Genomic DNA, 21,407 nt, shown 5'->3' with positions numbered 1-21,407 from the left:
AACTATCTTATTTTTTTTGGAATTGTGTCTAAAAAATGAGATGATTAATTTCATTTTTTTGCAAAGCTAAAGCATCTATTACCAGCTAAGGTAATAGATGCTTTTAGGAGTAACAATTAACGCCTTCAATTTGCAATACTTAATCCGTTACGTCGGGCTACTTGAACAAGTGCTTGGTTCAAATCTTGCACTAAGTCATCCGTATGCTCGAGACCAACTGAATAACGTAGTAAGCCATCGGTAATTCCTCGTTTTTCACGTTCTTCTTTTGGCATAGAGCCATGAGACATTGTGGCTGGATAGGACAAGATCGATTCCACTGCACCAAGACTGACTGCAAATACGGGAATTCTTAAATGCTCTACAAAAGTTCGAGCAGACTTTTTATCAGCTAAGCGGAAAGAGAGGACAGCTCCTGCACTCTTTGCTTGACGTTCGTGAATAGGGTTGCCGGGGTGGAATGAAAATCCTGGATAATAAACTTCTTCGATTAGCGGATGATTGTGCAAGTATTCAGCAATCACACGAGCGGATTCGGATGATTGACCTAAACGAGCCCCTAACGTTTTAATTCCTTGAATTAGCAAATAGGAATCTTGTGCGCCTAAAACAGACCCAAACGTGTTTTGGATAAAGGCGAGGCGATTGCCAAGCTCTTCGTCCTTCGTAACAGCGAGTCCAGCAATAATGTCACTATGACCAGACAAAAATTTTGTGGCACTGTGTAGCACAATATCAGCACCAAGTTCTAACGGGTTTTGATAAAGGGGGGTCATAAAAGTATTGTCGACAAATGTTAAACAATCATTTGCTTTTGCTAATTTTGCAGCGATTTCAATATCTGTGATGTTCATAACAGGATTTGAAGGCGTTTCTAAGTAAATAACTTTTGTATTAGGTTGAATAGCATTGGCCATTTCATCTAAATTGGTCATATTTACAAATGTATATTCAATCTTAAATTTATCCAATACTTCTGTGATAAAGCGGTAAGTACCCCCGTAAACATCTTCGGAAACAAGTACATGATCACCAGAAGACAAAAGCATGAATGCCGAAGAGATGGCAGCCATTCCTGATGAAAAGGCAAAGCCACGTGTGCCGCCTTCAAGTTTTGCGATTGTTTCTTCAAGTGCAAGACGCGTAGGGTTACCTGAGCGACTATAATCAAACGGACCAAAAGAATCTAAGCTTTTCTGATGAAATGTAGAAGACAAATAGATCGGTACGTTAACGGCCCCAGTAAGTGGATCAACTCCAGTAGAGTGAATAAACTTGGTTTCAATACGATCGGTCATATTCAACAACCTCCTCTTTCAATTTTGAAAATGCTTGTGTTAAGTCAGCGATTAAATCCTCGGCTAGTTCAACGCCTACAGAGAATCGTAGCAGACGGTTGCATACGCCGCGCTTTGTCCGTTCTTCAAAAGGAATATCTGCGTGAGTTTGAGTGGCAGGATACGTGATAAAGCTTTCGACACCGCCAAGGCTTTCAGCAAACGTGATGAGCTTAATGTTTTCTAGAAAGGGTCCAATCCAAGCTTCTTCCTGTAAACGGAAAGATAGCATACCACCTTTCCCCGGATACAATACGTCCGATACAACCGGCTGATGAGACAAGAATTCTGCAATTGCTTTGGCATTCGCTTCGTGTTGTCTCATACGTAATGGTAATGTCTTTAACCCTCGAACTAATAACCAAGAGTCAAAAGGAGAGAGAACAGCCCCAACCGAGTTATGGAATGTGGCTAGTTTGTCGCATATCTTCTCTCCTTTAGCAGCAACAAGGCCAGCCAATACGTCATTATGACCCCCGATGTATTTAGTGGCGCTATGAATGACAATATCAGCTCCAAGCTGGATAGGTTGCTGGAAAAAAGGTGTTAAAAACGTATTATCTACTATTAATAGCAGTTTGTGTTTTTTCGCTAATGCGGCATAAGATACCAGGTCAATTTCCTGCATAAGCGGATTGGTAGGCGTTTCGATAAAAAGAGCCCGTGTGTTTATCGTTATTTTCTTTTCTGTGTCTTCTACGTTTTTAAATTCAGCATATATTGGATGGATGTTATAAGCGGCTGCGAAATGATCTAATAGGCGATACGTACCGCCATAAATATCTTCTGGCACTAATAGTTCATCGCCTGGTCGGAATAAAGACAAAACTAGTTGAATCGCGGCCATTCCAGAGCTGCATGCATATGCGGCATCTGCTCCTTCAAGTTCAGCAAATCCTTCTTCTAAAACAGAACGTGTCGGATTTTTCGTCCGTGTGTAATCATAGCCAGTCGATTGCCCAAGACCTTGATGTTCATAAGCGGTGGATAAGTAGATAGGTGGATTTACCGCTCCTGTCGCAGCATCGCTACGATTCCCTAATTGAACCAATAAAGTTTCTAAACTGTGTTTTGTCATTTTGCTCATCCTCTCCACGATAAAACAGAGGCTTTCTTCTTTTAAGAAGAAAGCCTCTGTTAGGAAACATATTCTTCTCATCTGCTAGGCGAAGCCTATTGGATTTAGCACCGTAGTCTTCGTCGGACTGGTTGCTGAGACTTCACAGGGCCAAATCCCTCCGTCTCTCTAGATAAGAAATATCTTATTAAATTTAGGGTGTTTCTGTTTCGATGTTTCTTATCATAAAACATTTGAAGGCGAAAAGCAAGAGAAGATTTTAATTAGTTTGAATTGAAAGAAAAAAAGGGAGGTTACACGGCAGCTTTCACTTTTCGTGTTGTCTAGCTCTAGTGGCTAGTCCCTCGGGGTCTTAAGTCAGCCCACTACGGAAATCAGGATTTCCTGCGTGTTCTGCCTTAAGCCTGTCGGGACTACATAGCCACTTCCGCTTTTCATGTTGTCCAGTTGCAAGTGCCTAGCTCCTCGGGTCATAAGTCAACCCAGCTGCGTGGCAAAGAACGCCACACTGCTGGTCTGTCTTATGCCTGTCGGAGCTGACCAGGCACTTTCACTTTTCGTGTTGTCTAGCTCCAGCTGCCAGATTCTCGGGTCATAAGCTACTCTAGCTGTGCGGCTGGAAAAACGCCGCTTTGCCAGAGCGTCTTATGCCCGTCGAATCTACACGGCAGCTTCCGCTTTTCTTTCATGAGCAGGAAAAGGGATGTTTTTGTAAAACATCGCTACAATGGAGAGGAATAGGAGTGAAAGTCATTATGTCAAACAAGAAATTCGAAGATATTCCGTTGTCTGTACTGGATTTGGCGCCGATTAATAAAGGTGCGGAAACGGCTCAGGCATTCAAAAATAGCGTGGAGTTAGCACAACATGTGGAGTCACTTGGATTTAATCGCTTTTGGTTAGCTGAGCATCATAACATGCCGGGAATTGGTAGTTCGGCTACATCTGTTTTAATCGGCCATATTGCTGGTGCGACTAAATCGATTCGTGTAGGTTCGGGTGGCGTAATGCTTCCAAATCATGCACCACTCGTGATTGCTGAGCAGTTTGGTACGTTAGAAACAATTTATCCCGGACGCATTGACTTGGGGTTAGGACGTGCGCCCGGAAGTGATCAAGCAACTGCTCATGCATTGCGCCGAAGCTTACACAGCAATGGGGAAGACTTTCCGCAACAAGTAGCGGAGTTGGAAAATTACTTTTCAGAAAATCCGGTGGGGCGTGTTCGTGCTTTCCCAGGAACCAATATGAAAGTGCCGATGTGGCTACTTGGCTCAAGTGGCTTTAGTGCGCAGCTTGCTGCTTTAAAAGGATTACCGTTTTCATTTGCTAGTCATTTTGCTCCTGATTATATGATGCAAGCTTTGCAGTTGTATCATCAAAATTTCAAGCCATCTAAAGCATTAACGGAACCATATGCCATGCTTGGGGTAAATGTTATTATTGCGGAAACACAAGAACGTGCAGAATGGTTAGCGACTTCCTCCCAACAGCAAATGTTCTCGTTGATGAGAGGAGAGCCAACCACATTCCAGCCACCAATCGATAAGTTAGAGGACGTTTGGACAGATCGCGAAATTGCGATCTTCCGAGATAAATTAAACTCTGAATCGATGATGGTCGGAACTCCCGAGCTCGTGAAACAAAAACTGAAAAACTTTATCCAAAAAACACGTGCTCATGAAGTGATTGTCCATTCACCAATTTTCTACCACGAAGAGCGCCTGAAGTCATACGATTATCTAGCAGAAATGATGCACTAAGAAAAAATATGTACAAAAAATCACCTCTCTATTTATAGAGAGGTGATTTTTAATGTTAATGAAGATCTTTAGCTTTAACTTCTTCGCGGCGCCGTTCTTTTAATATCTCGTTTTCCTCATCGGCTGCAAAATCGGGTGAACCTTCGCCAATCATATTCAGAATTGCATTAAAGTCTTCATCTAGTCGACGTTCGACTTCTTGCGGATCAAGTACTTTACGTTCCATTATGACCAACCTCCTTATTTAATAATCAGCAGCCACCTGACAAAAAACAAGAATTTTAATTCATTTCTATTATACAGAATATTTTGTTTAATATCCAAAGAAGAGCTTGACCTTATATTAAGGTTTATTGATTTCTGCATTTAATATCATGGATTCAAAAAACGCAGCAGAGGATTTTTCATTCCATTCCAAGGAAGTTAAATCTGCAGTCCGTTTATTAATATACCCATAAGCCAGCTGTGTTCGAGGGTCATCCGTCAATTCCAGTTTCACTAAAGGACCTTCAGGGGTTAACCAGTTTAACTGAGATAGACGATTTTCAAGGGTGAAGGCAATCCACTCCTCTTCCAGTTCTTCTGTATCAAATAACGGTTCTGGCGAAGCCATTAACCAAGTCTGACTTGTGTGCTTAGGAGGAAGCCAAAGGTTTTTTGAGAGAGCACCTTCTTCTACTGTCATTTCGGTAATTTCATGGCGGAGCTCCTGCACCCAGTTGCCATTACCCAGTTGAAGGTTCCGTGATACATACACATTCCCAATCAACATTTCGCCATCCGGAGTCGTGAAAATACCATAAGGATTGGTAGTCGGATCGGAACCATAGACGTCTTCGTCGAGTCGGACAGTTGGTTGAGGATTCCAAGATTTAAAGTCTGCGTCTTTTAGGCCCTTAATATTCATTGAAAATGTATAAGGGACCCAACTTGTATTTTTAATCTCTTCAAAAATAATAGAAGTCCCATTCGAAAAAGAACGGTCAACAAGGGTATAGGTCCCCACATTCAAGCCGAGGAATGTCAGTTGGTAAAGCTGTGTTAAGTCTGATTCATTTTCACTAACCTCAGGCTCTTTAAGAGAAATGAATGTTGGTTTTTCAAGCGTTAACGTTAAATTGTTGTCGGAGTAAAGTTCTACTTCATTTTTTAAAAACATGACTGCTGTAAAAATAAACAGCGACATGAAAAATACAACGCTTATCAAAATAATTATCTTTCTAAACACATTTTCCACCTCTGTTTTCTGCAAGATTGCCAGATCTGATTATAACATGTGAAAGGCGGGGAATCTGTTTGACATTTGAGCATCGAATGAACAAATAAAAAAAACGTAGAATAGTCATAAAAAAACAGGTGCCCAAAGGACACCTGTTACAATACTTTATCGAGAAAATCTTTTGCACGTTCGGTTTTTGGATTGCTGAAAAATTCGACAGGTTGACCTTCTTCGACTAGCACACCGTGATCTAAAAAGATGACACGATCTGCAACTTCACGAGCAAAGCCCATTTCATGCGTAACAACAACCATCGTCATCCCTGATTGTGCTAAGTCTTTCATAACATCAAGAACTTCTTTAACCATTTCAGGATCAAGTGCTGATGTTGGTTCATCAAAGAGCATAAGCTCTGGTTCCATTGCCAAGGCACGAGCAATGGCTACGCGCTGTTTCTGGCCGCCTGACAAGCTGTTTGGGTATGCTTTTTCTTTTTCAGATAAGCCCACACGTTCAAGTAAAAGCCGAGCTTTCATTTCTGCTTCCGCTTTTTTAATCCCTTTTGCTTTTATCGGAGCATACGTTAAATTCTCAAGTACCGTTAAATGAGGGAATAAGTGAAAGTGTTGAAACACCATCCCAATCTCTTGGCGGATTTTATGAATTGTTTTTTTAGAAGCAGTTAAACTTTTGCCGTTAATTTCAATGGTTCCAGAAGTCGGAACTTCCAACAAATTTAAACAACGCAAGAAAGTCGATTTACCCGAACCAGAAGGACCGATGATTGAAACGACTTCTCCTTTGTTAACAGTAGCTGAAATATCACTAAGTACTTCATTCGTGCCGAACTTCTTGTATAAATTTTGTACATTAATCACTTTGTTTCAACCTCCGTTCAAACACTCTACCAATCATCGTTAAGCCCATCACAAGACACCAATAAATGACACCGACAAACAGTAAAGGCTCAAAATTACGGAACAAATCAGCACCAACTACTTGTGCACGCCTCATAAGGTCGAGGTACCCGATGGTAGAGACGATGGCAGATTCCTTGGTTAAAGTGATAAATTCATTCATTAAAGCAGGCAAGATGTTTTTCAAGGCCTGAGGTAAAATGATGTCTTTCATCATGGCGCTGTAAGGAATGCCAAGAGCTTGAGCCGCTTCCACTTGACCTTTATCGACAGCTTGAATTCCAGCACGGATTATTTCTGATATGTATGCAGATGAATTAAGGCCAAATGCCAATATTGCTGACAAAAATGGTGAAATATCAAATCCCATCAATTGGGGGATGGAATAGTAAATTATCATTAATTGCAAAATTAAAGGGGTTCCCCGAAAGATGGATGTATAAGCGTCAGCAAACCAACGCAACGGTTTAATGCTACCAATTTTGAACAAAGCCAATAAGGTTCCGAGAATTGAACCAAGTATAATAGCGAAAAACACGAATTTTAACGTAACCCATATCCCTTCCAACATGAAAGGGATATAAGGAACGATTTGTGAAAAATCAAGATTCATAAATTACAACTCTTTTCTACAGGTAAGTTTACTCTTCTTCAGATAACCATTTTTCTTTTAGTTCATCGAGTGCGCCACTTTCTTCCATTTCAGCAAGTACTGCATTGACCTTGTCAACAAGCTCGCTTCCTTTAGGGAAAGCAACGGCCATACCAGGTGAAGCTGTAGTTGGGTCATCAAATGCACCAAGATCTTGGGCTTCGATATAACCAAGTGCAACTTGTTTATCCATATAGGCAGCATCTATACGGCCAGATAAAATTTCCTGTATTAATGCACCCGAATCGTCTAAAGCTTTTAATTCAAAATTGATGCCTTCGTCAGCGATGATGCTTTTCGCACCTTCTTCTTGAATCGTTCCAAGTTGAACACCAACTGTTTTGCCTTCTAACGATTCAAGACTTGAGAGTTCAGAATCTTTAGCGGTCACGAACATTTCACCAGAATGATTGTATTCTGTTGAAAAATCGACGTTTTCTTTACGAGAGTCGGTTGCAGACATACCCGCAATAACCATATCAACACGGTCGTTTTGCAAAGCGCCGATCAAGCCATCAAATTTCATATCAGTAATTTCAAGTTCGTATCCTAGTTCATCTGCAATGTGGTTTGCAAGGTCAATATCAAATCCAATAATATCGCCTTCAGGGTTACGCGACTCGAATGGCGCAAATTCTGCAGATGTTCCCATTTCCAATACTTCTTTTTTCTCTGAAGCTCCAGTTTCGTCTTCGCTAGCACTTCCACAAGCTCCTAGTAGTAATGCAGATGATGCAAATAATGTGATGAATGATAGTTTCTTAATCATGTATATTCCTCCTGTATTATGTATGTTTATTCATTTTAATGAATTTTAACACATTGAAAAACGTTTGGAAAGCTATTTTTAGATAAAATTAATGTTTATATTTTCTGATAATTCAAGAGCGGTAAAAGAGAGGGTTAGGCAAGAAAAAGGAGTTTGCGTATAATAGCGATAAAGGGGAGATTAGATTGCAAAAATTACTGTTAACTGGCTTTGAGCCATTTTTGGATTATACAGTTAATCCAACGATGAAAATAGTAGAAGTGTTAGATGGGAAAACAATCGGAAATTACCAAGTTGTCGGCAAAATAATGCCTGTAGACTTTAATTTGTCCGGAGAATTTTTACTCAAGCTTATCGAAGAAGAAAATCCGGATGCTGTGATTTCGCTAGGACTTGCAGCAGGGAGGTATAAAATTACTCCAGAACGAATCGCCTTGAATGTCAAAGATGGGGATGTTGATAATGAAGGCAACAAACCAGTTGATGAGCCGATTCGACAAGAAGGAGAGGCAGCTTATATGTCTACTTTACCCGTTCGGAAAATGGTTGATCATCTATTAACGAATGGCTTGCCCGCAGAAATTTCAAATACAGCTGGTGCATATCTATGTAATAACGTGATGTATGAAGGGCTGCATTATGCCAAACATAATAAACCCTCATTGAAAACGGGTTTTATTCACATTCCGGCGTCACATGAATTGGCCATTCAACATGGCCGGATTCCTAGTTGGTCGCATGAGGACCTTGTAAAGGGGATTCAAATTTGTATTGAAGTGTTAGAGGAAGCATAGAAAAACGGATCGCAAATTGCGGTCCGTTTTTTATGATTAAATGATTTCCCAATTACGACGTTCTGCAACTGTACGTAATTTCGGCTTTGGTTGAACGGCAACAGGGTGACCGACAAGTTCAAGCACAGGTAAGTCTGAAGGACTGTCGCCATATGCATAGCTGTTAGCCCAGTCAATATCCCAGCCTTCTAGTGCTTCTTTAATTTTTTTGGTTTTCAGCGTACCTTGTATATGTGACAAAGGTGTCTGGTGATCTAATATATTATTGTTATAGAGAACTTCTGTCCCAATAATGGTTTTAATGGGTAATTGTTCAGTCACGGCGTGAAGTAATGGAGTAAAGGCTCCAGAAACGAGCATGACGTAATCATTATTTGCCACATGTTCTTTTAAACGCTTTACCACCGTTGGGTTCATATCCCCGTGCATTCGATCTGCAATCTCTCCGAAAAATTGTTCGAGTTCAGTTTTTGTAAAAGTTTCCAACGAAGACAAGTAAGCTTGAACCGAACGTTCACGCATTTTCCATTCCGGATAGATTTTTAAGCGATGGCCAATGTAAGGAGGCATAATTGCCCGGTAAAATTGACGATAACGTAGGCTATGTTCTGGATGGTGTTTTAAATGACTCATCATTAGCTGGAAAGTTTCTTTTGAATATAAAGTTCCATCAAAATCAAATATGGCTACGCGCAAAGAAATCAACTCCGGTTCTCATTTTTTCTATTGCTCTCATCATAGCTGAAATCCGGATTTTCTTCCAGTAGATACCAGTAGCAGGTTTACGTGTTTTAACTTTACGGGTATGGAAAAAGAAATAGTGGATTAAGCTACAGGAGGTTTTACGATGGAAAAACAACAAATCACGGTCGGGTATGTAGAATTAACACAAGACGAATCAGACCGTCTATTTGAAGAAGTAAAAAAAGATAAGAATATTGAAAATTACAGTGAACTCCAAGGATTGATGGATGACTTTGATTCAATCATCATTGAACCCGAAGCGCGCCCGCTTGACGAAATTCTAGAAGGTGAAGATACACCAAATGCACGCGAACAAGGTGGCACTCGCTATATTGAAGTTTTTAACAAACTTGAAGATGACAACCGTTATCGTTTTAAATCATCCAACCAAGAGTAAAGAGAAAATCACCTTTAACGTCATTAGCATGACGTTAAAGGTGATTTTTTTGTTTTGTGAACAAAGAGCTTGATGGTCGTTAAAGTGGACGAAAATGATTAATACAATAAAACTGGAACTTTTTGAGAATTGCTTCGTATACTAGTTAATTCTACTTTTATCACACAAAAAGGGGGAATAAAGCATGGACAACTTTATAAAGACCAAAAGACTTATCGGGCTATTTTTAATGATTGTTTCTTTTTTACTCATTGCTGGATGTTCAGAAAATGGTCAAGCAATAGAAACAGAAACTGAAAAAGTGGGTGATTCTATTGAACAAGACAAAGCGGCCATTCAAGCTGTTATTGAAAAACAATTTAACGGTCCAGACGAAAAGTACCGCGAATTATGGAATGCTGCAATGGACAGTCAAACAGGTGATATGGATGAAGAACAGTATAATGCTTGGTTGAATTCACTGGAATATAAAGCATTAATTGCGTACATGGACGATACGTATGCTCTTTATTTTACCGATAATGCGTATGAAACATATAAGAATACAGATGCTTTTATGTATAGCTTGTCGGATCGTGAATACAAAGTAAGCTCGGATAATATAAAAATCATCCAAAATGAAACCGAAAAGACTTTGTATACTTTCACATTCCAAGTACTGTTTGAAAGCGAAACAGGTAAACCCGAAACGTTTGATTTAGAGGGGGAGGCCATCGTTCCAACAGCAGGTAAAATCGGCAAAATTCAAGTTAACAATCAACAGAGATTATTAGAGAAAATAACATACTAACGAAAAAAAGAGGAAAACCATATTTACTGGTTTTCCTCTTTTGCATTATTCTTCTGCATTGGCAATGCAACGTTCACATTCATAAATAATAGATTCGCGGCGTTCTTTGATCACACAGCCACATTCCCGGCATTCTTTTTTTGTCCGCGTTTCGAAAGTTTGAGTGTTTTTCATTTTGATCTCCTCCAATAGTTTAGTTTAGTTGTTCATAACCTGGCAGTGTCAAAAATTCAGCAAATTCACTTTGTAAAGTAAGATTTGTAAACAACTCACGGGCTTCCGCATAATTACCGGTTGAATACTTTGTGTCTCCAACAGCTTGTTTGATCTTAGCTGTTTCTTCTTCAATCACTTTGTGGAAGAGAGGAATGTCAATATTGCGTCCATCCTCTAAAACTCCTTCTGGATGGCGAATCCATTGCCATACTTGCGAACGGGAAATTTCAGCCGTTGCAGCATCCTCCATTAAATTATGAATTGGAGCTGCACCGTTTCCAGATAACCAAGAGGCAATGTATTGGATCCCAACTGAAATATTCGAGCGTAATCCATCTTCCGTAATCGTACCAGTAGGCACTTCTACTAATTGCTCAGCAGTAACTTGAACGTCTTCACGTTTGTTATCAATTTGGTTTGGCGTAGGCATGTGCTCGTCAAACTGTTCCATCGCAATCGCGACCATGCCAGGATGAGCGACCCATGTGCCATCATGACCGTCCATGGCTTCACGTCGTTTGTCTTCCGCCACTTTTTGAAAAGCCGCGGCATTGGCTTCGTCGTTTCCTTTAACGGGAATTTGTGCTGCCATTCCGCCAAGCGCCGGTGCATTACGTCTGTGACACGTTTTAATACACAGTTGTGTATATGCACGCATAAAGGGTACCGTCATGGTTACTTGTGAACGATCCGGAAAAATGTATTCCGGTAAATTCCGCATACGTTTGATCACACTAAAAATATAGTCCCAACGTCCGCAGTTTAAGCCGGCTGAATGTTCGCGTAATTCGTATAAAATTTCGTCCATTTCAAAAGCGGCCATAATGGTTTCAATCAATACCGTTGCACGTATCGTCCCTTGGGGAATGCCTAATTCGTTTTGTGCAAAAACGAACACATCATTCCAAAGACGTGCTTCTAAATGACTTTCCATTTTTGGGAGGTAGAAATAAGGACCAGTCCCGCGTTCAATCAATTCCTGCGCATTGTGAAAAAAATACAATCCAAAATCGACTAAGCTACCGGAAATCGGCTGTCCATCAGTAAGAATGTTTTTCTCCATTAAGTGCCAACCACGAGGGCGAACCATTAAAACTGCTGTTTTTTCATTTAACGCATATTTTTTTCCGGTTTCAGCAACTTCAAAATCAATTTGTCGCCGAACCGCATCTCGTAAGTTGATTTGGCCATCAATAACGTTAAACCAGTTGGGTGCAGTTGCGTCTTCTAAGTCTGCCATAAACATTTTGGCTCCTGAGTTTAATGCGTTAATCAGCATTTTGCGATTTGTCGGACCTGTGATTTCAACACGGCGATCTTGCATATCTTCAGGAAGGGGAGCAATTGTCCAATTGTTGTTGCGAATATGCTTTGTTTCTGGCAAAAAATCTAATTTTTTTCCGGCATCAATTTCTTTTTGACGTACTTGTCTCTTTTCCAAAAGTTTGACGCGCCGCTTATCAAAAGTAGTATGCAGCTTCTCAATAAAGTCCAATGCTTCAGGAGTTAAAATGGTTTCCATTCCTGGAACTTCTTCACCTTTTATCGTCATAGTCGATTTTGTTAACAAATAAATCATCCCTTTCTGAAAAAAATTTATTCTCCTGTATTAATACAGTTTGTTTTGATGTATATTAATATATAACAGAAAATTCTAACTGTCTTCTAAATAAGATAAAAGAGATTATTCAGCGACAAAAGCGGCTATGTGGCGATAAGCACATTTGAAAGGGGAGTCAGGTATGGAAAATACCGTATTGGAACAAATGGGTTTTATTATTGGGGATTGGATTCCGAAAGAAGCATCGATTGCCATTGCAGTAGAAGATAGTTATATCTACTATAAAGCGGGAGTTCATGACTTGCAGATTCGAGAAGGTCAGCCCGTTCTTCCAGGTAGTATTGCTGCCCGTGCGAAAAAAGAAAGACAGCGAATTGAAATGTTTGTCGAAGAGTCTATTTTTGGTGTACCTTATTACGGCATTGGCTACCCGGTCAAGCTAGGTGAGAAAGAGGGCGTACTCGTTATTATTTTGCCGCCAGATTATTTAGTTCGTAAAAACAAGCCAATTCGATTTTTAACAGGCAAGTATGAAGATACTTGGCGTCCTGTTTCTGTATCTAAAGTTTCTCATATTGAAAGCAGTCAAAAGAAAACGTGGTTTTATTCAGACGAGGAAACGTATTGTGCAATACATACGTTGAAAAACTTAAAACATCAATTGCCAGATAATTTTTTGCCTATTCATCGGTCTTATATCGTTAATATCGATTATATAGAAGAAATTTCTCGAGATATTGCATCGAACTATCAGTTAACACTTAAAGACGGCTCGATTTTACCTGTTAGTCAAAATTATGCGGCAAGTGTTAGAGAACGCCTCGGCTTCTAATAGTATGTATAAAAGCCAGCTAGGAGAGCTTCCCAGCTGGCTTTTATGCGAATATTTTCCCTGGATTTAGTAAATTAGTTGGATCCAACATTTGCTTCATATTTTTCATAATGGCCACGGCAGCTCCATGTTCAGCCTCTTGATACTTAATTTTGCCAAGCCCCACACCATGCTCACCTGTACAAGTTCCTTCGAGTTCAATGGCACGATAAGCTAGTTTTTCGTTAATCGTTTCAGCGGCAAGTTGCTGTTTAGGATCCTTGGCGTCATACGCAATCGAAGTATGAAAATTACCGTCACCAATATGGCCTAATACGCCCCCTTGTAATCCACTATCGGAAATTAGTTCGCGAGCATAGTCAATCAGTTCGGGCAATTTAGAAATTGGAACGCACACATCCCCACCTGTAATCGTCATGCCTGCTTGATGCCGGTAAGCGTAAGCCATTTCATGACGCGCTTTCCAAATCGATGCGCGTTCTTCAGAATCCGCCGCAATTCGCCAGTTTTCACAATTCATATCTGTTAACAGTTCCTGTGCTAATGCAGCTTCTTCTTCGGCTGCACTTTTCATGCCAGCAAACTCAAAAAATAACGAGTGCTTTTCAGGAAGTCCGTAATTGCCATAATCGTTTACTTTCGCAATGCTGTATGCATCAACAAATTCCATGCGTTGAACAGGAATGCCGCTGAGCAAGATCATATGAGCGGCTTCTGCACATTGGTGAGGTGTTTCAAATGTGCAGCTAGCAGCAATCGTATGTTCCGGAATACCGTGAAGCTTTAATGTGATCTCTGTAATAATGCCAAGTGTTCCTTCTGACCCAGTAAAAAGCCCCGTTAAATGATAGCCAGAAGACGATTTTTTTGCTTTTGTTCCCGTATGTAGAAGTGTCCCATCTGCTAAAACAATCTCTAAATCGACAATCTGATCCCGCATAACCCCATAACGAACTGCGGTCGTTCCGCTAGCATTTGTCGCTGTCATGCCACCAATTGTAGCGTCTGCTCCTGGATCTATCGGGAATTGCAATCCATGTCGATTAATAATGCTATTCAATTGAAGGCGAGTGATGCCTGGTTGGACAGTCACTAGTAAATCTTCCGGTGAGAATTTCACGACTTGATTCATTCGCTCGAAATTTAGTGAAATGCCGTGCATTGTTGGAATGGATTGTCCTTCTAAACCAGAGCCGCTACCAAATGGCGTAACAGGAACCGAGGCTTCACGAGCAATTTTCATAATGGCTAACACGTCTTCTGTGGATTCTGGGAAACAGACAATTTCAGGCTCTACAGGTGTATGATCAGACTCATCGTGGCTATGTCGGTATAATTCACTAACACTGGTTGAATATTGGTCGTCCTTCAATGTTTTTTGTAACGCGTTTCTCCAATGGTTTGTCAAGTGCACACATCTCCTTTTAATAACTTGTAAATTTCGCTATTCACTCTTTGGTTTGTTTATAGAGCAACTGAAATAGTTAGAAAATTTAGATCTCCTCTATACAAATGAAATAGTCTATTTTATACTCTCTGTATACAGTATACACTCTGTGGAGTAAATATAAAGAGAGGAGGAATTATGGAAAAGATCCCAAAACAAGCTACGTTGGCAGATCGCGCCTACGAATATATCAAAAAGATGATTATTGCAGGAGAACTAAAGCCTGGTCAAGAATTACCAGAAGAAAAATTAGCACATGAACTGGGTATAAGTAGAACACCTTTACGAGAAGCCTTAAAAAGGTTAGCCATGGATGCATTGGTTGAGTTGAGAAACCTTAAGCCTGCAGTAGTAGCAGCTTTTACTTCTCAAGATATTATTGAGATTATGGAGCTTCGACGATTATTAGAAATCAAAGGTCTTGAAAATTTAACGGATATGGAGCAGCGACCTAATATTGATGAGTTAATGATAAATATAGAACGTCAATGGCAGGCAGTGCAAGAAGAAAAAGTGGTGGAATTTATGGATTTAGATCAAGAATTTCATGCTTTGTTATATCGAAACCACCGCAATAACCGTTTGAAAGAAATGATAAATACTATTAATAGCGGAGGAAGCAGAGCTTTTTTGTTGCTATCTGATACGGCAACCGACAGTTCAAAAAAAGCATATGAAGAACATCTAGCCATACTCCAAGCGATAGAACAAGGAGATTTGAAAAAGGCCAAACAGCAGTTAGGTACTCATTTGGATAATATTGAAAACCGGCTACTGAAATACAGCACACAGGAGGAACTATGAAAAAAATACTTGGATTATTTCTTATTGGATTATTTATTTTATCAGCTTGCGGACGACCAGACAGTGGAACAACTACTACAGAAGATGGAGAAGCCGGGGAAGAAACTTATACACTCCGACTTGCTCATTTAGTACCGGAAGAACAATCTTCCCATGTAGCAGCAGTAGCATTTAAAGAAAAATTAGAATCAGAATCAAATGGTCGCTTAATCGTCGAGTTGTATCCGAATGGTCAATTATACGGTTCTGACCGAGAAGCGATTGAAGCCGTGCAACTCGGAAACATCGAAATGACAATTCCGGCAGTTGCAGCAATGGCTTCGTTTAACGAAAAATTCCAAGTGTTTGATTTGCCATTCTTGTTTAATAACAACGAAGCAGCTTATAAAGCATTGGACGGGGAACTTGGTCAAGACTTAATGGCAGACCTTGAAAACAATGACTTAAAAGGATTGGTTTTTGGTGAAAATGGATTCCGTCATGTTTCTAACAATGAAGGACCTATTGAATCTCCAGAAGATATGGAAGGCTTGAAGATGAGAACGTTAGAAAGCCCATTGCATACAGATACTTTTAATGCATTTGGTGCCAATGCATCGCCTTTTGCATTTGGTGAACTTTATACAGCATTGCAACAAGGTACATATGATGCAATGGATTGCCCGATCTCCCTTTACTACACCAATAAATTTTATGAAGTTCAAGATTACTTAACACTAACGGGTCACGTATATGCAGCAACAGCGTTATTGATTAATAACGACGTGTACAGCAGCCTTCCCGAAGATCTGCAAGAAATTATGACTGAAGCAGCAGAAGAATTCCGTACAGAACAACGTGCATTAGCACAGCAACAAGACGGTGAGTTCCTTGATAAACTGAAAGAAGAAGGAATGCAAATTAACGACTTAACAGATGAGCAACGCAATGAGTTCCGTGAAGCAGCAAAATCTGTTTACACAAAATACGAAGATCAAATTGGTCAAGAATTAATCGATCAAGCATTAGCAGCAAATGAATAACAGTTGAAAAATCAAGGAAGAAATTCCTTGATTTTTCGTTTTATGAAAGGAAGTGCATGCATGATTAAGAAGTTTGAGAAAGCAGAAGAGGCCTTTCTAGTTTTGACATTAGTGCTGATGGTTGCCTTAATTTTCGGGCAAGTTGTTGGTCGGTATGTGTTTTCGAATGCGCCAAGTTGGACAGAAGAAATGGCCCGGTATATACATATTTTTCAAGTATGGATTGGCGCAAGTTACGCCGTGAAATTGCGAGAGCACATCCGTGTAGAAGCTTTTATTACCCGATTTGAAGGATTGCCAAGAAAAATTTTTGAAACAATCACGCTTGTCATTTGGTTTATCATGGCATTATTTTTAGCTTATTTTGGAACAGATTTAGTATTAAGCAGTATTGCCAACGGACAAGTTACGCCAGCGATGCAATTACCGATGTGGATTCCATTTTTAGCGATTCCAATAGGTGGTGCTGGTATGTGTATTCGTCTAATACAACAATTGATTAAAATTTGGCAAGGTGATTATGAGATGCATAAGGGAGGGGACCTTCCGACATGACGATCGCTCTTTTATTTGGCACTTTATTTGTTTGTTTGTTAATTGGTGTACCCATCGCGATTGCTTTAGGCGTTTCAGCTTTGACAGCGATTTATTTTGGTACAACTTTGCCACTTAGCATTATTACGCAAAAAGCTTTTACTTCTCTCGATTCATTTCCACTTCTCGCGATTCCTTTCTTCATGCTTGCTGGAATATTGATGGGCAAAGGTGGTGTTTCTAAACGCTTGCTCGCATTTGCCGCGTCCTTAGTTGGTTGGATGACAGGTGGTTTAGGAATGGTGACAATTGTGGCATGTATGTTTTTCGCAGCCATATCAGGTTCTGGTCCTGCAACTGTAGCGGCGATTGGCGGCTTTATGATTCCAGCAATGGTTGCCAGAAATTATGACGGTGGCTTCGCTTCAGCAGTTGCTGCAGCTGCAGGATCGATTGGCGTCATAATTCCCCCAAGTATTCCATTTGTTCTTTATGGTGTTATTGGTGGGGTTTCAGTGGGGAGTATGTTTTTAGCAGGCATCATTCCGGGCATTATTATTGGATCCGGATTATTACTTACTGCATACATCATTTCTAAAAAACGTGGCTATAAGCCTGAGCCGGGGGAAGCTTCGACTTTTAAATTTAAAGATGTGTTAGTAACTTTTTGGGATGCAAAATGGGCATTATTGATTCCTGTTATTATTCTTGGTGGGATATATGGGGGAATCTTTTCGCCAACTGAAGCAGCCGTAGTAGCGGTCGTTTATGCTATAATAATTGGCAAATTCGTTTATAAAGAATTATCTTGGCAAGGTCTTTACGAAAGCTTTCGACAAGCGATTGTGATAAATTCCACCACTATGATCATCATCGGATTATCTGTATCATTTGCTTATTTTATGACCATTGAACAAATTCCTGGAGAAATCTCTGATTATTTAACGGCGTTATCGAGTAATCCCCTCGTTATTTTACTGGCGATTAACTTATTGCTGCTTGTAGTCGGAATGTTTATCGATACCATTTCAGCATTAGTGGTATTAACACCCATTTTACTGCCGATTGTGGTGAGTGTGGGCGTAGACCCTGTGCATTTTGGGGTTATTTTAGTAGCCAACTTAGCAATTGGATTTGTCACACCACCTCTTGGTGTTAACTTATTTGTGGCATCGAGTGTCGGTGGCGTTCGTTTTGAGAAAATTGCCTTTGCGGTAATTCCATTCTTGCTTTCAATGATTGTTTGTTTGCTTATTATTACATTTATTCCGGCGCTATCTTTATGGTTACCAGGGCTTTATGAATAACGAAAATTTTCACTATCAATTGAGCTAAAGAAGAGCTTTCTTTTCTTATGGTCGATTTAGTTAAGAGAAAGGTTGTCACCTATGAGCATCTCAATTAATAGACGCATTGAATCTATTCAAATTTCCGGCATTCGTCAGTTTTCAAATCAATTAATCGATTATCCCGAAGCGATTAATTTAACAATCGGACAGCCTGATTTTCCAACGCCAGAAGCGGTAAAACAAGCAGCAGTCACAGCCATTCAAAACAATCAAACTAGCTATACACATAATGCAGGATTGTTTGAGTTAAGAGCGGAAATCGCTTCTTTTTTTCAAGATACGTATGCGTTGAAATTTAATCCGCAAACAGAAATTATTGTAACCAACGGGGCCAGCGAAGGATTAGACTCGCTTTTTCGAGCGATTTTAGAAGAAGGAGACGAGGTTATCATACCTGCTCCAGCGTATCCGGGCTACGAGCCGATTATTCAGCTTTGTGGAGGAAAAGTCATTTATTTGGATACTTCAGATACTGGTTTTCAACCAGACCCTGAGCGTCTTGAAGAGTTAATCACAGATCGTACAAAAGCGGTATTGATGAATTTCCCTTCTAATCCGACAGGTGTCACCATGGAATCGACTCAACTCGAAAAAGTTGCAGCAGTTCTTGAGAGACATGAGGTATTCATCGTTACCGATGAAATTTATAGTGAAAATTCATATGGTGAAAAGCATACAACGTTTGCGCGCTTTGAAAAATTGCGTAACCGAACATTTCTCGTACATGGTTTATCGAAATCGCATTCGATGACAGGTTGGCGAATTGGCTTTGTGTTAGGACCCGAAATGTATATGAAACACGTGTTGAAAGTTCACCAGTACAATGCTATTTGTGCGGCTGTACCAAGTCAATACGCGGCACTTGAAGCCATGAAAAATCAGCGTCATATACCTGCTGAAATGAACAAAGAATATATTGAACGAAGGGATTTTGTCTATAAACGTTTAACGGATATGGGCATCGACGTAATTTTGCCAAAAGGTGCGTTTTATATTTTCCCTTCCATTGAAAAATTTGGTATGACTTCTTTTGATTTTGCGATGCGGTTATTAAGAGAAGGCGGAGTAGCAGCAGTGCCGGGTTCTGCATTTACAAAATATGGTGAAGGATTTGTACGGATTTCTTATGCTTATAGCATGACTGTTCTTGAAGAAGGGATGAATCGACTTGAACAGTTTATTCAGACGTTAAACTCAAGTGACTAATCTTAAGTAAATAGGAGCTGATCCCTATCGTTAACGCACACTATTTTTATTTCAAAGACGATGGCAGTATCCCGAATAATTCAACGCTTAGCGTAATTTATTACCCAGCAGTTTTTAAAGCGAACCCCGAAAAAATTGAACAAGTATTTAATGGCCATGGATGGCGAAATAGCTGGACTGGCGGGGTCTTTAACTATCATCATTACCATAGCAATACACATGAAGTGTTAGGAGTTCGCAGCGGTTCCGCCGTGCTGCGTATTGGCGGAGACCATGGCGAAAATTTTCGTGTAAGTACAGGTGATGTTGTCCTGTTACCTGCTGGGACAGGTCATAAACTGTTAGAGTCGAGTCAAGACTTTCAAGTAATAGGCGCTTATCCAGAGGGCAAGTCTCACAATTTAAAAACGGGGAAGGTGGAAGAACGGCCTTTTGTATTGGATGATATCCAAAATACGCCGGTGCCAAAAACAGATCCCGTTTTTGGTAGTTCCGGACCGGTTACCGAACACTGGGCATAAAAAATTGAAAGCCCTTTGCCGAGTATTAGCAAAGGGCTTTCAATTTATAGTTTCAATCGTATTAATGAACCAAAGCAGGTTCGAAAAACTCTTTATACAGTTCGTTCAAGATTTTTTGTTCATCTTCTTTCAAAATTCCGAACACCAAACTTACTTCGGAAGATCCTTGGTTAATCATTTCAATATTAACACCTGTTCTAGCAAAAGCATTCGCTGCGCGAGCTGTTAAACCTTTTTGGTTGTTCATGCCTTCGCCCACCAAAACAACCATTGAGAAATCGCTACGGATATGAACATCATCAGCGTTCAGTTCAGATTTCACACGATCTATGATGCGTTGTTCTTTATCAGACGACAATTGATGACTACGTAAAATCACAGACAAGTTATCGATACCGGACGGGATGTGCTCGTATGAAATCGCTTCGTCTTCCAAAATTTGAAGAAGCTTGCGACCAAAACCAATTTCACGGTTCATCAAGTATTTACTAACATATAAAGTAGAGAACCCGCTATCTGCTGAAATGCCTGTTACGGGGCGAAGCGAATGATCACGTTCTGCCACAATCATTGTCCCGGGTGCAGAAGGGTTATTTGTATTGCGAATGCATAACGGAACAGCTGCTTTAAAAACAGGCATAAGGGCTTCATCGTGCAAGACGGCAAATCCAGCATATGAAAGTTCTCGCATTTCGCGGTACGTCATTTGTTCGATAGCAGCAGGGTTTTCAACAACTTGGGGATTTGCTGCAAAAACGCAGTCAACATCGGTAAAGTTTTCATAGAGTTCTGCTTTTACAGCAGCGGCAATGATAGACCCGGTAATATCTGAGCCTCCACGTTCAAATGTCCGTAATGTTCCACTTTTTGTATATCCGAAAAAGCCAGGAAACACTGAAATGGTTTTTTTATTTTTTAAATCAGCCAGTCGCTCATAAGCTTCTGGGAGTGCTTGTGCACGCTCTGGTAAGTCATTGACAAATAAACCCGCATCAAATGGGTTAACGTACTCTGCTGGCATACCAATAGACGTTAAGTACGCAGCTATTAGTTTTGCAGAATTGTCTTCACCACTCGCTTTGATCAAATCCGCAAAAAGAGGTGGAGAACTTTTATCTGATTGAAGACGGTTTAAGAGGTCTGTTTCGATGATATGAGTAACCTTGTGATCTAGCCCTAATTCGTCTGTGATTTGTGCATATCTTTCCACAACCTTGGCAAGCGCCTCATCTGTTGATTCATCACGAAGAGCCGCTGCTGATAAGTTAATCAGCAAATCTGTCACTTTGACGTCTCCAGCGAATCGCTTACCTGGTGCAGAGACAACGACAATTTTACGAGATGGCTCTGCTTTAACGATGGCTGCCACTTTTTTTATTTGTTGTGCACTAGCTACTGAAGTCCCGCCAAATTTGCTTACTTTCATCCAATCAAGTCCCATCTTTTTTAATAGTC

The 21,407-nt window shown here is 40.3% G+C and carries 23 protein-coding genes and 1 riboswitch; of the genes, 11 read left to right on the top strand and 12 right to left on the bottom strand.

Features of this window, described 5'->3' with window-relative positions:
- Positions 1–125 precede the first annotated feature (125 nt).
- Complete coding sequence (metC, locus tag BCM40_RS11950) at positions 126–1,298, bottom strand: cystathionine beta-lyase (protein ID WP_065525720.1); 1,173 nt, start codon at positions 1,296–1,298, stop codon at positions 126–128.
- Entirely contained in the window at positions 1,282–2,415 is a 1,134-nt protein-coding gene (locus BCM40_RS11945) for a methionine biosynthesis PLP-dependent protein (RefSeq protein ID WP_065525721.1), read from the bottom strand. The genes metC and BCM40_RS11945 overlap by 17 nt, the downstream gene beginning before the upstream one ends.
- A 74-nt stretch (positions 2,416–2,489) precedes the next feature.
- A riboswitch (SAM riboswitch) is annotated at positions 2,490–2,594 on the bottom strand.
- 576 nt (positions 2,595–3,170) lie between these two features.
- Between BCM40_RS11945 and BCM40_RS11940 the strand changes: the two genes are divergently transcribed.
- A complete protein-coding gene (locus BCM40_RS11940; protein WP_065525722.1) occupies positions 3,171–4,178 on the top strand; it encodes an LLM class flavin-dependent oxidoreductase in 1,008 nt (335 codons plus the stop codon).
- Positions 4,179–4,233: 55 nt separating this feature from the next.
- Here the strand turns inward: BCM40_RS11940 and BCM40_RS16500 are convergent, their stop codons facing one another.
- The 5 genes from BCM40_RS16500 to BCM40_RS11920 form a co-directional block, all read right to left on the bottom strand.
- A complete protein-coding gene (locus BCM40_RS16500) occupies positions 4,234–4,404 on the bottom strand; it encodes a hypothetical protein (protein WP_169818722.1) in 171 nt (56 codons plus the stop codon).
- Positions 4,405–4,521: 117 nt separating this feature from the next.
- Positions 4,522–5,406 (bottom strand): hypothetical protein, encoded by an 885-nt coding sequence (locus BCM40_RS11935; RefSeq protein WP_065525723.1) that lies wholly within the window; start codon positions 5,404–5,406, stop codon positions 4,522–4,524.
- A 146-nt stretch (positions 5,407–5,552) separates the two neighbouring features.
- On the bottom strand, positions 5,553–6,275 hold the full coding sequence (locus BCM40_RS11930; RefSeq protein ID WP_065525724.1) for an amino acid ABC transporter ATP-binding protein: 723 nt from the start codon (positions 6,273–6,275) through the stop codon (positions 5,553–5,555).
- Positions 6,268–6,927: an amino acid ABC transporter permease gene (locus BCM40_RS11925; protein ID WP_065525725.1), complete on the bottom strand. Its 660-nt coding sequence runs from the start codon at positions 6,925–6,927 to the stop codon at positions 6,268–6,270. Before BCM40_RS11925 ends, BCM40_RS11930 begins: the two co-directional genes overlap by 8 nt.
- A 28-nt stretch (positions 6,928–6,955) precedes the next feature.
- Complete coding sequence (locus tag BCM40_RS11920; protein WP_065525726.1) at positions 6,956–7,735, bottom strand: ABC transporter substrate-binding protein; 780 nt, start codon at positions 7,733–7,735, stop codon at positions 6,956–6,958.
- Positions 7,736–7,920: 185 nt separating this feature from the next.
- On the opposite strand from BCM40_RS11920, the gene pcp reads away from it, so the two are divergent.
- Positions 7,921–8,529 carry a pyroglutamyl-peptidase I gene (pcp, locus tag BCM40_RS11915; RefSeq protein ID WP_065525727.1) on the top strand — a complete coding sequence of 203 codons (609 nt, stop codon included), beginning with the start codon at positions 7,921–7,923 and terminating at the stop codon, positions 8,527–8,529.
- 36 nt (positions 8,530–8,565) lie between these two features.
- On the opposite strand, the gene BCM40_RS11910 is transcribed toward pcp, so the two are convergent.
- A complete protein-coding gene (locus BCM40_RS11910; RefSeq protein WP_065527674.1) occupies positions 8,566–9,225 on the bottom strand; it encodes an HAD family hydrolase in 660 nt (219 codons plus the stop codon).
- Between the two features lie 151 nt (positions 9,226–9,376).
- On the opposite strand from BCM40_RS11910, the gene BCM40_RS11905 reads away from it, so the two are divergent.
- Both BCM40_RS11905 and BCM40_RS11900 read left to right on the top strand, forming a co-directional pair.
- Positions 9,377–9,670 (top strand): hypothetical protein, encoded by a 294-nt coding sequence (locus BCM40_RS11905; protein ID WP_065525728.1) that lies wholly within the window; start codon positions 9,377–9,379, stop codon positions 9,668–9,670.
- 184 nt (positions 9,671–9,854) lie between these two features.
- Positions 9,855–10,460: a hypothetical protein gene (locus BCM40_RS11900; RefSeq protein ID WP_065525729.1), complete on the top strand. Its 606-nt coding sequence runs from the start codon at positions 9,855–9,857 to the stop codon at positions 10,458–10,460.
- Between the two features lie 45 nt (positions 10,461–10,505).
- Here BCM40_RS11900 and BCM40_RS16525 read toward each other — a convergent pair whose 3' ends face one another.
- On the bottom strand, positions 10,506–10,634 hold the full coding sequence (locus BCM40_RS16525; protein ID WP_197681395.1) for a YhfH family protein: 129 nt from the start codon (positions 10,632–10,634) through the stop codon (positions 10,506–10,508).
- Positions 10,635–10,653: 19 nt separating this feature from the next.
- Positions 10,654–12,255, bottom strand: a complete 1,602-nt coding sequence (gene aceB, locus BCM40_RS11895) for a malate synthase A (RefSeq protein WP_197681394.1) — start codon at positions 12,253–12,255, stop codon at positions 10,654–10,656.
- Positions 12,256–12,418: 163 nt separating this feature from the next.
- Here aceB and BCM40_RS11890 point away from each other — a divergent pair, with 163 nt between their 5' ends.
- On the top strand, positions 12,419–13,069 hold the full coding sequence (locus BCM40_RS11890) for a LytTR family DNA-binding domain-containing protein (protein WP_065525730.1): 651 nt from the start codon (positions 12,419–12,421) through the stop codon (positions 13,067–13,069).
- 43 nt (positions 13,070–13,112) lie between these two features.
- On the opposite strand, the gene BCM40_RS11885 is transcribed toward BCM40_RS11890, so the two are convergent.
- Complete coding sequence (locus BCM40_RS11885) at positions 13,113–14,477, bottom strand: FAD-binding oxidoreductase (RefSeq protein WP_065525731.1); 1,365 nt, start codon at positions 14,475–14,477, stop codon at positions 13,113–13,115.
- Positions 14,478–14,654: 177 nt separating this feature from the next.
- On the opposite strand from BCM40_RS11885, the gene BCM40_RS11880 reads away from it, so the two are divergent.
- The 6 genes from BCM40_RS11880 (at position 14,655) to BCM40_RS11855 (ending at position 19,952) form a co-directional block, all read left to right on the top strand.
- Positions 14,655–15,320, top strand: coding sequence for a GntR family transcriptional regulator (locus tag BCM40_RS11880; RefSeq protein ID WP_065525732.1), 666 nt, complete (start codon positions 14,655–14,657; stop codon positions 15,318–15,320).
- Positions 15,317–16,342: a TRAP transporter substrate-binding protein gene (locus BCM40_RS11875; protein WP_065525733.1), complete on the top strand. Its 1,026-nt coding sequence runs from the start codon at positions 15,317–15,319 to the stop codon at positions 16,340–16,342. Before BCM40_RS11880 ends, BCM40_RS11875 begins: the two co-directional genes overlap by 4 nt.
- 60 nt (positions 16,343–16,402) lie before the next feature.
- Positions 16,403–16,897, top strand: coding sequence for a TRAP transporter small permease (locus BCM40_RS11870; protein ID WP_065527676.1), 495 nt, complete (start codon positions 16,403–16,405; stop codon positions 16,895–16,897).
- On the top strand, positions 16,894–18,183 hold the full coding sequence (locus BCM40_RS11865) for a TRAP transporter large permease (RefSeq protein ID WP_065525734.1): 1,290 nt from the start codon (positions 16,894–16,896) through the stop codon (positions 18,181–18,183). Before BCM40_RS11870 ends, BCM40_RS11865 begins: the two co-directional genes overlap by 4 nt.
- 81 nt (positions 18,184–18,264) lie before the next feature.
- Complete coding sequence (locus BCM40_RS11860) at positions 18,265–19,431, top strand: aminotransferase class I/II-fold pyridoxal phosphate-dependent enzyme (protein WP_065525735.1); 1,167 nt, start codon at positions 18,265–18,267, stop codon at positions 19,429–19,431.
- A gap of 68 nt (positions 19,432–19,499) precedes the next feature.
- Positions 19,500–19,952, top strand: coding sequence for a cupin domain-containing protein (locus BCM40_RS11855; protein ID WP_420330060.1), 453 nt, complete (start codon positions 19,500–19,502; stop codon positions 19,950–19,952).
- Between the two features lie 61 nt (positions 19,953–20,013).
- Here BCM40_RS11855 and BCM40_RS11850 read toward each other — a convergent pair whose 3' ends face one another.
- Entirely contained in the window at positions 20,014–21,378 is a 1,365-nt protein-coding gene (locus BCM40_RS11850; protein ID WP_065525737.1) for an aspartate kinase, read from the bottom strand.
- Positions 21,379–21,407 lie beyond the last annotated feature (29 nt).

This window comes from Planococcus donghaensis, from assembly GCF_001687665.2.
Lineage (GTDB): Bacteria > Bacillota > Bacilli > Bacillales_A > Planococcaceae > Planococcus > Planococcus donghaensis.
Note: the sequence above shows the minus strand (reverse complement) of the source record. Positions and strands in the feature narration are given on the sequence as shown.